The sequence below is a fragment of the Roseivirga sp. BDSF3-8 genome (assembly GCF_041449215.1).
Taxonomy (GTDB): domain Bacteria; phylum Bacteroidota; class Bacteroidia; order Cytophagales; family Cyclobacteriaceae; genus JBGNFV01.
In genome coordinates this window covers 830,861-846,398 of the sequence record NZ_JBGNFV010000001.1, presented here as the reverse complement: position 1 = coordinate 846,398, position 15,538 = coordinate 830,861, and the positions used below count along the sequence as shown (strand labels likewise).

The 15,538-nt window shown below is 43.7% G+C and carries 14 protein-coding genes; 3 read left to right on the top strand and 11 right to left on the bottom strand.

Going from position 1 to position 15,538, the window contains the following annotated elements:
- The first annotated feature begins 539 nt into the window (after window positions 1-539).
- A complete protein-coding gene (locus AB9P05_RS03305; RefSeq protein ID WP_371907391.1) occupies window positions 540-3,590 on the top strand; it encodes a T9SS type A sorting domain-containing protein in 3,051 nt (1,016 codons plus the stop codon).
- A 60-nt stretch (window positions 3,591-3,650) separates the two neighbouring features.
- Here the strand turns inward: AB9P05_RS03305 and AB9P05_RS03300 are convergent, their stop codons facing one another.
- The 9 genes from AB9P05_RS03300 to AB9P05_RS03260 form a co-directional block, all read right to left on the bottom strand.
- Complete coding sequence (locus tag AB9P05_RS03300) at window positions 3,651-4,151, bottom strand: hypothetical protein (protein WP_371907390.1); 501 nt, start codon at window positions 4,149-4,151, stop codon at window positions 3,651-3,653.
- A 60-nt stretch (window positions 4,152-4,211) separates the two neighbouring features.
- Window positions 4,212-5,276, bottom strand: coding sequence for a branched-chain amino acid aminotransferase (locus AB9P05_RS03295; protein ID WP_371907389.1), 1,065 nt, complete (start codon window positions 5,274-5,276; stop codon window positions 4,212-4,214).
- Between the two features lie 76 nt (window positions 5,277-5,352).
- Window positions 5,353-5,901 carry a cob(I)yrinic acid a,c-diamide adenosyltransferase gene (locus AB9P05_RS03290; protein ID WP_371907388.1) on the bottom strand — a complete coding sequence of 183 codons (549 nt, stop codon included), beginning with the start codon at window positions 5,899-5,901 and terminating at the stop codon, window positions 5,353-5,355.
- Window positions 5,898-6,623, bottom strand: coding sequence for an ABC transporter ATP-binding protein (locus AB9P05_RS03285; protein ID WP_371907387.1), 726 nt, complete (start codon window positions 6,621-6,623; stop codon window positions 5,898-5,900). Before AB9P05_RS03285 ends, AB9P05_RS03290 begins: the two co-directional genes overlap by 4 nt.
- A 149-nt stretch (window positions 6,624-6,772) precedes the next feature.
- Complete coding sequence (locus AB9P05_RS03280; protein ID WP_371907386.1) at window positions 6,773-7,018, bottom strand: hypothetical protein; 246 nt, start codon at window positions 7,016-7,018, stop codon at window positions 6,773-6,775.
- A 247-nt stretch (window positions 7,019-7,265) separates the two neighbouring features.
- On the bottom strand, window positions 7,266-10,265 hold the full coding sequence (locus AB9P05_RS03275; RefSeq protein ID WP_371907385.1) for a hypothetical protein: 3,000 nt from the start codon (window positions 10,263-10,265) through the stop codon (window positions 7,266-7,268).
- A gap of 3 nt (window positions 10,266-10,268) precedes the next feature.
- Window positions 10,269-10,556: an Asp-tRNA(Asn)/Glu-tRNA(Gln) amidotransferase subunit GatC gene (gene gatC, locus AB9P05_RS03270; protein ID WP_371907384.1), complete on the bottom strand. Its 288-nt coding sequence runs from the start codon at window positions 10,554-10,556 to the stop codon at window positions 10,269-10,271.
- Window positions 10,486-11,286: a lysophospholipid acyltransferase family protein gene (locus tag AB9P05_RS03265; protein ID WP_371907383.1), complete on the bottom strand. Its 801-nt coding sequence runs from the start codon at window positions 11,284-11,286 to the stop codon at window positions 10,486-10,488. The genes gatC and AB9P05_RS03265 overlap by 71 nt, the downstream gene beginning before the upstream one ends.
- Before the next feature lie 129 nt (window positions 11,287-11,415).
- Window positions 11,416-11,967, bottom strand: coding sequence for a type 1 glutamine amidotransferase domain-containing protein (locus tag AB9P05_RS03260; protein ID WP_371907382.1), 552 nt, complete (start codon window positions 11,965-11,967; stop codon window positions 11,416-11,418).
- A 117-nt stretch (window positions 11,968-12,084) separates the two neighbouring features.
- Here AB9P05_RS03260 and AB9P05_RS03255 point away from each other — a divergent pair, with 117 nt between their 5' ends.
- Window positions 12,085-13,173 (top strand): DNA topoisomerase IB, encoded by a 1,089-nt coding sequence (locus tag AB9P05_RS03255; protein WP_371907381.1) that lies wholly within the window; start codon window positions 12,085-12,087, stop codon window positions 13,171-13,173.
- A gap of 35 nt (window positions 13,174-13,208) precedes the next feature.
- Here AB9P05_RS03255 and AB9P05_RS03250 read toward each other — a convergent pair whose 3' ends face one another.
- On the bottom strand, window positions 13,209-13,364 hold the full coding sequence (locus tag AB9P05_RS03250) for a YqaE/Pmp3 family membrane protein (protein ID WP_371907380.1): 156 nt from the start codon (window positions 13,362-13,364) through the stop codon (window positions 13,209-13,211).
- Between the two features lie 391 nt (window positions 13,365-13,755).
- Here AB9P05_RS03250 and AB9P05_RS03245 point away from each other — a divergent pair, with 391 nt between their 5' ends.
- Complete coding sequence (locus tag AB9P05_RS03245; RefSeq protein ID WP_371907379.1) at window positions 13,756-14,346, top strand: DnaJ domain-containing protein; 591 nt, start codon at window positions 13,756-13,758, stop codon at window positions 14,344-14,346.
- Here the strand turns inward: AB9P05_RS03245 and AB9P05_RS03240 are convergent.
- On the bottom strand, window positions 14,336-15,475 hold the full coding sequence (locus AB9P05_RS03240) for a mechanosensitive ion channel family protein (protein WP_371907378.1): 1,140 nt from the start codon (window positions 15,473-15,475) through the stop codon (window positions 14,336-14,338). The genes AB9P05_RS03245 and AB9P05_RS03240 overlap by 11 nt on opposite strands.
- Window positions 15,476-15,538 lie beyond the last annotated feature (63 nt).

The window sequence follows — 15,538 nt, the reverse complement described above, 5'->3', positions numbered from 1 at the left end:
GCAGGCAGCTAATACCTAAATATACTTCTTCGACGCCTCTCAATTTAGATATTTGACCAATTGTTATTGTTTGTATCTCATGTAATGTTTTTAGGTAATGCCGGTATAAATATGATTCCGCTAGTGGCTGTTTTTGCCTTCATATTGCCGTAATTATGAGCAGGCTAACTTGTTGATCCGTAAATGGATATTTTGCCTTGAAATTCCTTAATCAAGCCTTAATCTACTTTTTTTTACCAAATATTTATGTGTGATATTGAAATTTTCACAGTGTGCTTTGTTGTTGCCAATAGACCAAATTAAGGTATTGATAAAGATATGTAGATGTTCATACCTGTAGAATCTCTTCAGGCACAACCCTTGTTTTCGATCGGCGGTTAATTGAGCTAAATTAAGGTTGTAAAATTATTACCGATATGCGAAAATATTTACGATGTTTTAGTTCAGATGGGCCGGTAGGCAGGTCGTTCCTGCTTCCTAAGATTCTGAGCGCTACCTTGTTTACTCTGGTTATGACACTAGGGGTAACAAGCTCAGCAATGGCCCAGAAAAATTGTGGTGAATCCTGTTTTTCTTCTTCTATTATAAGTGTGGAAGAAGAAGGTGGTTGCAAAGTGTATACTATGGAAGTGTCCGCTGGTGCATCCTGCCGGGCAGCATTATCTCACCTTACAGTTGGTGTTCCCTGCGGTACCATTAAGTCTGCCACTAACTCTGAGGGGTTCCCTATGGAGTTGAATATGACAGACCCTACTTCAGGCGTTTTCGGTTTCAAGGTAGATGAGATAAGAGACTTCGGTGAAGATCATCAGGCATCTACTATGACTGTTACCTTTAAAGTGTGTGCTCAGGATGCTTGCGCTGTAAGTGATGATTGCTGGGCTCCTACTATTGCCTACAAAGCAGCTACATGCGTCTATACAGAAGAGCTATCTGTCGATTGTTCCAACCTTTCCGGGTCTATCAATGCGACTGATGCCTCATGTTTTGGTGCGTCTGATGGAGCGCTGAAAGTAGTAATTGAAGAAGGTACTGAGCCTTATTCTTTTAAGTGGAATAACGGAGCTACCGGTCGTTCTTTAGAGAATATCCCTGCCGGTCTTTACGATGTGCTGGTTACAGACGCAAATGGAAAAACCATTGAGCTTAAAGCGGAGGTTGGTCAACCTCAGGCACTGGAAGCTACTGTAAACTTTACAGATGCTAGCTGTGGTAACCCAAACGGTGCGGCAGACTTGAGCGTTGCGGGTGGTACTGAGCCGTATACTATTCAGTGGAACGATGGTTCTACTTCAGTAGATCGTGAAGGATTGACTTCAGGAAGCTATTCTGTAATTGTATCAGATGCGAAAGGTTGTTCTGTAGAACTTGCAGGTGCTGTAAGAGAAGGCGAAGGCCTATCAGCAGAAGCCTTAATCACTAAGGTGAATTGCAGAGATACACAATCAGGCGCCATAGACCTGTCAGTTATCGGCGGTGTGGCTCCTTATACCTATTCATGGTCAAACGGAGCTACTACTGAGGATGTTAGCGGACTGGCATTTGGTGTGTATCAGGTAACAGTTACCGATGCAACAGGATGTTCCACAGTTCAAAGTATTTACGTGGCTAAAGAGCCTTCTTCAATGAGTGTAAGCGGTCAGATTACGAAAGTTAGCTGTACCGATCCTCTATCAGGTTCTGTAGATGTGAGTATTTCAGGTGGCGAGGCTCCTTATACTTATGTATGGTCAAATGGAAATACTTCAGAAGACCTGAGCGGAATAGCTGCGGGCTCTTATGCCCTTAAAGTAACTGATGCTACTGGTTGTGTGGCTGATGCTTATTTCTATGTTGCTGAAAACAACACGCTGAGCGGTCGTGTAGTGGTAGCCCCTGCCGGATGTGCTAATGAGCCTGAAGGAAGCGTGGATCTAACTGTTACAGGCGGTACAGCTCCTTATACTTATCTCTGGTCTAATGGCTCTACAGAAGAAGATCTTAGCGGACTTGTTTCAGGTAGCTACGTAGTGACAGTTACAGATGCCGTTGGATGTACTACCCGTGTTAGCGCTTATGTTCGCAGAAATACATTCAGCCTACTTTATACTTCCACTGAGCCTTCTTGCCAGGGAGCTTCAGACGCTTCTATTGATCTTTCCGTAAGCGGTGGTGTAGAACCATACACGTACCGTTGGAACACAGGTTCTACAGATGAAGACCTCAGTGGCGTATCTGCAGGCATCTACAGTGTTACTGTAACTGATGCTTCAGGTTGCTCAACTTCACGTAATTTCTATATCTACGATTCAGCTCCATTTGCCTGTAACATTCAGTCTAGTGGTGACTGGGTTGCGCAGTCTTCAGGTAATCTGCTAACTGCTCCTGCAGGTGATGGTCTGGTATATAGCTGGAGTGTTTCCTCTGAAGACGGTAGCTGGCAAGTAGTTAGTGGTTCAGGTGCCCTTGAGGCGGAACTTCTGGCTGGTAATGCCGGAACCTCTGCTACTGTAACATTGATCGTATCTAATGTCGCTGGCTGTACAAGTACTTGTACTACTACGGTAACCGCGGTAGAGGCCACTGATCCTACCGATCCGACTGACCCAACGAACCCTACTGATCCAACAGATCCTACCGATCCAACGGATCCTACCGATGGTGGTTCAGACGGTGAAGATGGTGGATCAGGCTCTGATGGAGGAGATGGTTCCGGTTCAGATGGTGACGGATCAAATGACGGATCTGGCTCTGACGACGGATCAGGTAGCGACTCTGGCTCCGATGGTGACTCTGGTTCAGACAGCGACGGATCAGATGATGGATCAGGCAGTGACGGTGGTTCTGACTCTGACGGCAGTACAGGTGATGATGGAGATGGCTCTGATAGTGGAGACGGTTCTGACTCAGGCGACGGCTCTGACGATGATAAGTCATGCACAGATTGCTTTAGCTCAGAAGTGACTGAGGTAAGCGAAAACGGTACGTGTACTACTTATACAATCACTGTAAGCTCTGACGGCTCTTGCCGCTATGACCTCTCACACTATACGGTTAGTATTCCATCATGTGCTTCCGTAAGTGATATGAGTAATAGTGAAGGTTGGGCCATGAGTGTAGGTACTGACCCTACTACTGGTGTATACGGCATTAAGGTCGATGATGTGCCAGCCTTTGGCAAATCTGCTGAAAGCTTCTCCGTGACGTACACACTGTGTGCTGAGTCTGAGACTTGCTTCAACAATACCGAATGCTATCAGCCGGAGGCTGCATATAAAGCCGGTACTTGCGTAACCAGTGATGACCTGGGTGATGTGTGCCGTACACCAGGAAGCATATTTACCTCTATTGAGGCAGATGTTTATCCTAACCCTTTGAATGCTGATGGTAAGATCACCTTTACTTCAGGCAAAACGTCTGAGGTTACTGTAGAGCTTTATCGTCTGACTGGTAACAAGGTTACCACACTGTTTCAAGGTTATGTGCAGGCAGGTGAAAAAGTGAACGTAGATCTTTCTGCTACAGATCTTGATCTGGAGGAGGAAACTTATATCTATCGAATCACTACAGGATATGATGTTGCCACTGGCCGCATCATGGTATTCAGATAAGTTTATCTTTTTGAATCTCTATACAGTAAAAGGCCCTGCTAGCTAGCAGGGCCTTTTCTATTATAATACATTGTAGCGCATTTGAACCTTCCATAGCCCTTTAACCTTCCTTTTCTTTCGCGTGATTAGTTCTGGTAAGAGCCCTATACCGCCAGTAATAATCCCGGCTATCCAAATCCCTGTATTGGCCTTGAATGGCTCATCATCAATAACAGCCTGATTAGCTAGGTCCAGAATAACTATGCCAAACCCACTTATTCGCATGGCTTTTCCCAGCATGCGGGTTGCTCTTGAGGCTTTTACAGGCTTGGGCAGGTATAGTTGATGGATATCCCTAAAGTAAATAGTATCAATGCCATTAAGAAAGTAGTCCTTTTCTATAATGTCCAGTTTAGCGAGAAAAGCCTCCTTGGTACGTTTAGTGGTCAGACGTATAGTTGCCCCCTCCTTATACGTATACTTTTTTTGTGTTCCGCTTTTATAGAGCACCAGGTAATCCTGTGCCGGTAAAACTCCACTCATCATTACAAGAGCAGATAGTATGAATACCTTTTTTCTCATGGGATTAAAAAAAAGCCTGTGGAAAACCACAGGCTATATTCTTCGATAACTGTGCAATTCTTAAACGATATGGACCCAGTTATAAGTGTCCTCAGCATCGCCATATTTTATAGAATCAAGACGATCCAGCACCCATGGAGAAAATTTTCTACCTTCTACCTCAGGCAGGGTATAGATATCGTCTTCATGACCAATATGTGAGATATGTGCTATGGTAGCAGCCGTACCCGTACCAAAAGCTTCCTTCAAGGTGCCATTTTTGATAGCATATAACACTTCGGTCACTTTCACAGGTCTTTCCTCCACCTTCAGGCCATATTCCCTAGCCAGGGTCAAGACACTGTTGCGGGTAATGCCTTTCAGTATCGTGTCACCGGTAGGAGCAGTCAGGAGTGAATCACCAATAATAAACATGACATTCATGGTGCCGGACTCCTCAATATATTCATGAGTCAGTGCGTCAGTCCAAATCAGTTGATTGAAACCATCATTCTGAGCCTGGCGTGCAGGATATAATGAGCCTGCATAATTACCTGCTGCCTTAGCATAACCAGTACCACCGCGTACCGCCCGGGCGTACTTAGTCTCTATTTTTACTTTTACTGCACCCGAGTAGTAGCTTCCTACCGGACAGGTAAAGATCATGAACTTATAAGTAGATGAAGGGCGAATGCCTATATATTCGTCTGTTGCAAAAATAAAAGGCCTGATATAAAGTGATGTCCCCCTTTTATTAGGAATCCAGCTGGAGTCCAATTTCAACAGCTCGATTAGTCCAGACATGAAAATTTCTTCGGGAAGCTCTGGGATGCACATCCTGTTGGCTGAAGCATTTAATCTGCTGGCGTTATCTTCCGGCCTGAATATGGCTATTTCACCTTTAGTGTTTTTGTAGGCCTTCATTCCTTCAAAAACTGACTGCCCGTAATGAATGGCAGAAGTAGCCGGGCTAAGAGAAAGATTCTGATAAGGAATAATTTTCAGGTTTGTCCAGTGACCATCCACATAGTCTGCCATAAACATATGGTCGGAATAAACCTGACCAAACTTAATGTCATTGAAATCCACCTGCTCTATCCGTGAATTTTGGCAGCGCTGAATGTCTATCTGAACAGTTTCTGTCATTGTATTGTAAGTTGAAAATTAAAAAAGCCCCCGAATTTAACGAAAATTGGAACTGGTGGCAAATTGATGTCAAAGCTTACTTTCTCGGAAGCCACGGAATTTCTTCAGAACCCGTTTCAAATGAGATCGTTCGGCAAAGAACAAAAAGATAATCTGAAAGACGATTCAGGTAGAAAACAACCCTTTCATCCACAGGTTCCTCTTGGGCGAGCCTGATGACCGCACGTTCACAACGTCTGCACACACAACGGGCAATATGACAGTAAGAGTTCGCCTGGTGACCACCTGGCAGAATGAAGTGCCTCATATCCGGAAGCGTTTCATTCATTTTATCCATTGCCTCTTCCAGGTCAGTGATGTCACTGTCATGCAAATCCGGTATTTTAACTTTTTGCTTTTCAGGGTCAGTGGCCAGGCTGGAACCTATAGTAAACAATCTGTCCTGAATACCTTTCATAAACTCCCTTCGACGACTATTATCATCCAGGTCGCGTAATAGCCCTATCCAGGAGTTAAGTTCGTCTACTGTCCCGTATGACTCGATACGTACGTGAGATTTAGAGACACGAGTACCCCCCAGAAGAGAAGTTTTACCTGTATCGCCAGTTTTGGTATAAATTTTCATTCTTCAGTAGTTTCCATGCGGGTAGCGGTCGTAATGTTTTGATTTTTTTCATCACGTTCTACCAGTCCGTCCCTCAGTCGTACGATGCGGTGTGCATATCCAGCTATGTCTTCTTCGTGCGTCACCATTATGATGGTGTTGCCTTTTTGATGGAGTTGTTGGAATAACTCCATAATGTCATAACTGGTTTTAGTATCAAGGTTACCTGTGGGCTCATCGGCAAGAATAATACTGGGATCATTAACGAGGGCACGGGCAATGGCCACACGTTGGCGCTGACCACCTGAAAGCTCATTTGGCTTATGGTGCGCGCGGTTGCCAAGGCCAACGCTTTCAAGGGCGGCAAGGGCCTTGTCTTCACGATCAGCTTTGCCTATTCCTGCATAGATGAGGGGAAGTGCAACGTTTTCAAGAGAACTGGCGCGCGGGAGGAGATTAAATGTCTGGAATACAAATCCTATTTCCTTATTTCGGATCTCAGCCAGGTCATCTTCTGCCAGTTCACTGACATCATGGTTATTGAGTATGTAGGTGCCGTGGCTTGGACTGTCCAGGCATCCGATAATATTCATAAGAGTCGACTTGCCAGAGCCTGAGGGCCCCATAAAAGCAACGTACTCTCCTTTATTTATTGAGATGCTAATGGATTTGAGGGCATGAACTGTTTCCATACCCATTTTGTACACCTTTCCGATGTCACGCGTTTCTATTATTTTGCTCATAGCAAAGAGATTTACCACCTGCCTGACGTGGCTTATCCACTCAGTTAACCTGTGCAGGTCAAAATAGTGATAGGTAAATCAACTTTAAAAGAAAAACTTTCCCAAAAGGAATATTACCAGCGGAATAAACGCATGACTGAAGGTGCTACCTAGTTTAGTGAACTGGCAGAAAGGTGTTTCAGGTAAGGATTGATTACTTTATTATCAAGAGGTTCTGTACAGTATATTTCACCAGTCTCAGGGTGCGTCCACACTTCATAAAAGTCAGAATCTAATCTATAGATGCTAATGTGAGCATTTTCGAAACGGCTAACGCTGATAAAAGTGCCTAGAGATAAGATGGTATGAGCTAGTCCTTCCTTTCTAATCGACTCTAGCTTATCTTGGATAATCATGAAAATATAGCTTAACTGGTTAAAGTCACTAATCTAACGCAATTATCCCCTAACGGTTACGACCAAGCATGGCAAATCATAGACAAGTAATATTCTCTCCAAACTTTATAGCAATGTGAATGCAAAAAAACACAGAGAACTGATAAATAATAAGTTCTGAAATATCCATTCCGAACTTAGAGAAAATTGAGTGTAATAAATCTGAGAATTAGAATGTTTTCTGGTTAAGAATGCACATTCACTCACTTTAATTCCACTCAGCAGCCGATTTCAGCTTCTCATTTTTACGTTGTAAGTAGCCTTCATAGTAAGCCTGCCAGACGTTTTCCGGCATCAAACTTTTCAATGTTGACAACTTATCCTCTGCGTATTCTTCCAGTCCCATCAGCAGGCTGTAATCCACATAAGCTTTAGTCAAGCTTATGCTGTAGGGGTTGAGCTTAATTGCACCGAGTAGTGATTCGTAACCCAACAATTCTTCATTTTTTTCAGAATAAAAGAAATCTGTTGACCTCAGGACCCCCTGCTCAAAAAATGGATAGTTATTTACAAGTGAAGTATAGAGTGTGGTTGCCTTTTCAGACTGACCCTCATCGTATGCCAGCTGGGCAGTAGCCAGTACCCTGTAGGGTGCCAGATGCCTCCCTTCAGTATCAAGTGCCATATCCCTGAACCGGCTGTAGCGACCAGTCGCAAGCAAATAATCAAGCCTGATGGCTGTTACACGGTTTTTCAGTTGAGGTGAAAAGTCTTTCCTGCTTCTTTCGGCAACTGCCAGATGGTATTCCGCCTGCTCGTATTGACCGGTGGCAATAGCGTTTTTAGCCTGAACAAGGTGGGCAAATGCCAACGCTGCAGGGTTGGCATCTACTACTAGTGAAGAGTCACGATTTACCCTTTCCGGAAGGTACACTGCTAGCCTGTCCGGTCCAAGTTGCTCCGCTCCTGAAGAAAAACCCGTCTGAGCAAAAGATGCGATAGCCGACAGCTTAGATATTTCCTCTCTTATGCCAGAGCTATCAGTCTCCGTGAGGTAGGTAAATAAGCTATCAGCTTGCTTGTATTCCCCTGAGAGTAAGTACATTTTGCCCAGCCATTCATCTGCTCCTTTGTGCTTTAGTTCTGCCGACCTTTCAAGATAATCTACAGCTAGCCTGTATGACATCTGGTCGGCTGCCAGACCTGCCAGCAGGTAATAATAATACCCCGGGTTTCTTACCTGCCTTCCTAGAAACTCAAGGGCCTGCACCGCCCTGGCCTGATGCCCGTTGTGATAGTCTGCCAAAGCCTTAGAAAGCAACAAATAGTCCTGATAGGGCATATTGCCTATATTCTGCCTGGCAGCTTCTGCCAAATTTCCGGCGTGGGTGTCTCCCTGGTGGTCCTTTAGGAGGTAGTTATATAAATAAGCAAACTGCTCATTATTAAGGACTGAGTCTTTAAAGGCATTTTCAGGAAATTCCGGCGCAGAGCGTAACTGAATAAGCAGGTTGTTCATGGCCGGCAGATAGGCCGTTTCGCTATATAAATCTTTTGCGGTTTCTTCCGAGCCGGCCCCGCTTAATACCACCATAGCCTCAGCGTTAGTACTGGCTGTTTGGTTTACGGCATCATTTGCGGCTGCAGCCTCAAAATAATAAAAAGCAGAGTCATATAATTTCTTTGAAGCATACAACAGGCCGGCATTATTTAATAAATGCCCTTCCCCGGGAAAGGGGTCTAAGCCCTGCTGAAGCAGGAACAGAGCATCGAAAAACCGGTCATTGTCTTCATAAATATTTGCCAGCGACACATATCCATATGGAGCAGGGTTTTTTTGCAAGGCTTTTTCATAGTAAGGTATTACCTGCTCCCTGCGGTCATTGAGCGCACTGTAATAGGCGAGGGTGTAGTTGGCTCTGAAGCTACTGCCTTCGTAGCCCTGGCCCATTTCATAGTTCAGATAGGCAAGGTTTTCATCTCCAAGATAGTTATAAGTGTCTCCCTGTATTACATAATACCCTGCAAGTGACTGGTAAAACGGAAAGAAGCTTGCTTTAAAAAGCAACCCTGTCATGATAATCAGCCCGAGCAGCCTTTGGGTAAAAAAAGGAATTTTGGCGGGTCTGTAAAGAACCTTATGAGCCTGCAGGTCTCTCTGAATCAGATCATAGAAGTTAATAAGAATGTATAGGTAGAAGACGAAGCCTATGACCATGTGGCTATAGATAATGGCATCTTCCAATACCTCAATCATCGCGTCATTTCCGCTGGCAAAAAATACACAGGCAGTAGATACGCATACCAGGGCCAGCCCCAGATACAGGAAAACTCCCTCGGGTTCTACACTGAAAATACCTTTGAAAAGCCCCTGGCTCCGTCGCCATCCGTATAACCCAAGGCAGATGGATAATGATAGCAGAAAAAACTCATCCAGGTACAAAATATCCCAGTCTATGACCCGGGTGTTATGTAGAAATGCCAAGAATACGTTGACTAGATATACAAGGGTCAATAAAGTAAAGTGTAGGTTTGCTTTCCCACCCCGGCCACTTTGAGTGGCCAGGTAAACAAACGCAGCTACCGGCTCATGAGCTATCCAGATTATGAACACGATACTAATGATCAGCATGACCATGATGCTTTCGGCTGTGAACAGGTAAAAAGGGGCTACCAAGTGGCTGTAAAAATGTATTAGCAGTGCCATAATAACTGTTATCCCGCCAAAAATGTAAAAACGGACTGGCAGGGAAATATGGCTCGCTTTGAAATAAATATATAGGGCAGGGCCGAAATATAGTACTGACATTAAGATAAGCCCGGCATAGCCTTCCTGCCCGAAAAGCACGAGCCTTTCAGGGTGTAGGTTTACCAGAATAAAAAAAAGGAGGCCTATACTGCCGTAGAACCAGAAAGACCTGAAAGTGGTGACCACTGTGAGACTTATACACCAAGCTACGGCAAAAGCTACTAATAAAAGGTAATAGGGGATAGGGGATACCTGAATGTTAGATGGAGTAAAGCCTTCGGTCGTTACAAAGTAGTCAACCGTTAACGGCATTTGAGTTACCCCCAGGTCTATCTCTTTCCAGAGAAAACTTTTTTCCTTAAGATATGTCAGTACCTGCCAATCCAACACATTAGCAAATCCCTGTATATACCAATACGCACCGGCTATCAGAAGGGCTATCAGGCTAAAAAGAAAGGGCAGAAATAAATAACGATAGGCCGGCTTCCACAGCCTCCAGAAAAACAAGTTTCCCAACATAGGCTAATCCAGTACTTTAGGTACACGGAAATAATCTTCATCTGTCTTAGGCCCGTTTTTTAGAGCTCGCTCATGCGATAAATGCTCTTTGACCTCATCCTCACGATACCCATTTACCTCGCTCGACATATTTGTGAGAGGCTCTACATTATCTGTATCCAGCTCATTTAGCTTTTCTACCCAGTCCAGTATATCAGTCATACTGCTGACCATGGCCTGTTCATCTTCCTCCCTGAACTCCAGCCTGGCTAAGTGGGCGATTTTCTTTAATATTGCTTTGTCTATTTTCATCGGGGAAATATGAATGTAATTCCTCGTCTATGATACCGAAAACTTTTTGTTTCAGTTCGTCTGCGTCCTCAAGTGTGAGCCCTTCCGTGCTTAATGGGGCGTGAAACACTACATGGGCTTTATGATGCCTTAATCTTAACGGACTCTTATCTGGTAAAATTATCCAATTGTGAGGAATAGTGACAGGTATAATGGGTATTTGTTTCTCAATGGCGAGTCTGAACGCGCCATCTTTGAATCTGGTCATTCGAGGGGGGGTCTTTGTTAAAATTCCACCCTCTGGGAAAATGCACAAATTGTACCCCTTGTCCAGTGCTTCTTTGGATCGCCTGAATGTTTCGTACCTGCCTTTTATACTGCCCCTGTCTACAGTGATGTGGAGCTTACGGAACATGTACCCAAAAAGGGGGATCTTCGCTAACTCACTTTTTCCTACAAAAACAAAAGGCACAGGAGAAAAGCCCAGCACGGCAATATCCAGGTAGCTAAAGTGATTTGCACAGATGATGTATTGCTGGTTTTTCGGAAAACGTTTTTTATACCGGTTACGGATCCGCAAGCCGATTAATGAAAAGAAAAGAATAGCCCACACTTTATTAATTGTATGGGTGTGTCTTTTCTGTAAAGCGGGGATAGCAATGACCAGCAAAAAGAAGGGCATTAGCAGCAGGAAGATGACTATAAAAAGGATAGCCCCGTATATGGTATAAAGCGTACGCACAAATGTCATTTCTTTGAGCTGGATTTTCCTTCAAAAATAGCAATAGAAAATAAAAAACCCGCAACCTTTTACAGTCACGGGTTTTGGGTAAGTAATTGCTCTGTCAGTTATAGTAACGAAGAGTAAGGCTGTATGTTATCAGGCAGGCACACCTTCAAACTCTTCTATCATTTTTTCACAAAATGCTTCAAGATCATCTGGGTTACGGCTTGTGATTAGTCCTCTGTCCACGACTACCTGCTCATCTACCCAATTGGCCCCTGCATTTTTGAGGTCGGTCTGTATAGAATTATAAGAAGTCATTTTCCTATTGTCAATCTCGCCGGTTTCTACCAATAACCAGGGGCCATGACATATGGCTGCTACAGGCTTCCCTTGGTTGAAGAAACTTTTAGTGAAATTAACCGCCTTGTCATTTGCTCTGAGAAAGTCAGGATTCATCTGACCACCAGGTAGTACCAGACCATCATAGTCGGTTGGCATTGCGCTGTCTAAATGCACATCTACGTCAAAAGTTTTGCCCCAGTCAGTTTTATCCCAACCTTTTACGGTCTTACTTTCCGGAGATATTATATGGACGGTAGCGCCTGATTTTTTCAATTCTTCCACAGGCTTGGTTAGCTCTACCTGTTCAAATCCATTGGCTACTAATACAGCTATCTTTCGGTCTTTTAATTTATGTTTACTCATATGCTTGTTCAATTATAAGTCAGGTTAAAAAATCAGTTAGTTATCTGTTTTAACATTCAAGCTTGCTTCTTGTTTATCTCTTACCTTTTGATTTTCAGGCTTTAATAAAAAAGTGCTATGAGTGATTTACCCCCGGGACTGGTATATGTGAACGATGATATGCCCGGCTTTTCCAGAAGAAAGCATGGCCGGGGCTTTACCTATTTTGACCATAATGGCGTGACCGTAAAAGATAAGAAACTGAGAAGACGATTTCAGGAGTTGAAAATTCCTCCTATTTGGGACAAAGTATGGATATGCAACAAGTCTAACGGACATCTTCAGGCTACCGGGTTTGATCTTAAACAGCGCAAACAATACCTGTATCATCCGGAATGGAATACATTCAGAAGTTTATTCAAGTTTCAACGTATGGTCGATTTTGCTGAAAAGCTTCCTAATATTCGTAAAGTAACGGAGGAGCATTTGGCCCTCGAAGGGTGGCCACGTGAAAAAGTAATGGCCTTGGTGGTTAAGATTTTAGATGAAACTAAGATCAGGATAGGTAATGAGGCCTATCGAAGCGAAAATGAAACCTATGGCCTAACCACTCTCAGAAGAAAGCACCTGGAAGTGAAAAAGGGTACGGTAGTGTTTAAGTACAAGGCCAAAAGCGGAAAATACCGGACCGTAAGCCTTAGGAATAATCAGTTAAGCAAGATGGTGAAGAAATGTTCTTCACTACCTGGTTATGAGATTTTTCGTTTCTATGACGAAAAAAAAGCCTCCTCCATCAGTAGTCATGATGTTAATCAATATATCCAGGAGATTAGTGGTGAGGACTACACAGCAAAGGACTTCAGAACCTGGGGCGGGACGGTTTATTCTGTAAAGAAATACCCTGAGGCAGTGGAAATACTTGAAGATAATCCTCGAAAGAAATTACTTCCTACCCTTACCAGGCTTGTCTCTGAAGAGTTGGGTAATACCCCTGCTATTTGTAAAGAGTACTATATTCACCCAGCTATGCTCGAAGGGCTGGAAAAAAACAAGGTGCTCAAAAAAATCAGAGAATTTAAAGGAAAAAAAAGTCCAGAGGAGGGGACCAGCCTGAGGCCCGAGGAGCAGCTGGCACTACAGATCATAAAAAAGTGGAGTAACAAAAAAGCGAAAGGCCGTATAGTGCCTCTCGCTAAAGATGCTGTGCCCCGCGCAGATAGCGCATGAGGGCAGGCATAGGGTAGATAGAATCTATCTGCAGGCTATTTTAATAGCACGTAAAAAGCATGAATTACCCCTGGTATATATCCAAGAATTGTAAGGATTAGGTTGATCCAGAATTTACTGGAAAGACCATAACGCATTGCAACGCCTAGCGGGGGAAGTAAAATGGCTAAAATGATTTCAAGGATAGTCATAATTAGATGTTTCAGTTTAAAAAAATAGCTTTCTAAAAGCTCCCCTCCATAACCTCGCTTGTGAGGTAAATGTTAAACCCCTTGTAATTCAACTTCCTAAAATTCTAGATCCATTACTTATAGCGCTAAATAGTTCTCGGATAAAATTTGGTTTATTTTCTGTAATATCTTACGTAGATTATTAATCATATTTGTTTCGACAAAACCTGCTGACGAGGCGTTCGGCTCGAATCCAAAATTTGAAAAAATTTTCCTTGATAAACCAACATTTGACCGCAAAGCTGGTTCATATGGCAGATTTGTAAGTGATTGTGTGTTTTTCAGGTGTGTGTGAATAAGGTTGTGATGATTGAGTTAAAAACTGCAAAAACAACCATCTCAGGTAGCCTGTATGAGACATTATTACAACGTTTTAGGAGTAGATCAAGGAGCTGACAAAGAAACTATACGCCAGGCCTATCGTAAGCTTGCTCTACAGTATCATCCCGACCATAACCCTTCTCCGGGGGCTAATGCTACCTTTATTGAAATAAAAGATGCATATGATATCCTTACAGGAAGTAATAACTGCTCCTCAGACCCGGATATCTTCGAGTTTAAACAGGCATTTCAGGAATGGCAGCGTGAGGAGATGGAGGCTAAACTGCGCCAGGAAGAAAAGCGCCGCAGGATTCGGGAGGCAGCACGCTTGCAGTATGAATCCTTTCTAAGAAACAACGCCCACTTTAGAAGCAGTTGGTATTTTTATCCTGCTATGCTGCTTGCTTACTCTGTGCTGTACATAAACAGGCTGGTAAGCATAATGCTTCTTTTAGCTCCTTTGGCTGGCTTCTTTTGGTTCAGTCAGGCCTGGCTTTTTCTCATCCCTGTAACAATGGTTTGCTGGCTCTTCTCGTTCAGGTTATTAAGTCTTGCTACTTTGTACCGGGATGAAATCAGTCCCTACTTCTCTGGCCGACCACAGCCGGCCTTCAGGATGTAGGTGGTGGTAGCTTGGCAGGCTCATTGTCTGTGTCTGGCATCCACTTTGGTTTATCACCACCCTCCTGCAGGCTTCCATCCACCTCAGCTCTTGTTTTAGGAAGGCTATGAGGATAATTCTTTTGCAGAAAATCTACTAGTTTTTCCCTTACCTCACAACGCAGGTCCCAGGCTTTTCCGCTATCGGTGGCGCTTATTAGTGCTCTTACTTCAATATTTGTTTCTGTAGTGTTTGTCACCTGAACACCTGCAACCTGCCCATCCCATAGAGGATTGTCTTTTACTATACTATTCAGCTTATCCCTGAGCTCCTCCACCGGCACGGTATAGTCAAGATAAAGGTATATAGTGCCCAAAATATCGCTCGACCGGCGCGTCCAGTTCTGAAATGGCTTTTCTATAAAATATTGAATTGGGAGCACCAGCCTCCTTTTGTCCCATATTTTAACCACTACGTATGTCAGATTTATTTCTTCCACGCGACCCCATTCCCCCTCCACTACAAGCACATCATCTATTCTGATAGGCTGCGTAAAGGCGATTTGCAGGCCTGCGAGTAGGTTTGCAATGGTTTTTTGGGCAGCAAAACCTACAATAATACCTGCAACACCGGCGGATGTAATGATACCAGTGCCTATTTTTCGTACATTATCAAAGTTCATAAGAATCACTGCCAGTGCCACTAACGTAATGGTAATGATCATGATCCTTTTTATGTAGGTCATCTGTGTCAGAACCTTCCGGTTGCGGAAATTATCCGTTTTATCCACCTGATGGGTATGGCGGACCACGTCGTCAAACACGTATACTCCTTTTACAAGTAAGTATGTGAATGCTGCTATGTCGGCTATCTCCATGATGAGATCCACCGTACCCTCTTCAAGTAGGGTAAAATCCAGCGTTGGAATAACAAATGACAGAAATAGTACCGGGAAAAAGATAATAGCAGGGGTGTTCATCCGGTTTAGTATGCTTTCCGCCAGAAAATTCCCCTTCTTTTTTGCATACCCGCGTATGACAGCGAAAATGATCAATTTTACAATCAGACCAGCCACTATAGCCCCGCCTATGTAGGCAAGGTTAATAAGTACAGGTTCCCAGTTATCTTGAATGTTGTTTAAAAATGCCATGTAATGTCAGGATTTCTAACCATTTTTAACCGCTGGGCTGGCAGATTGTTAATAGACAGACGA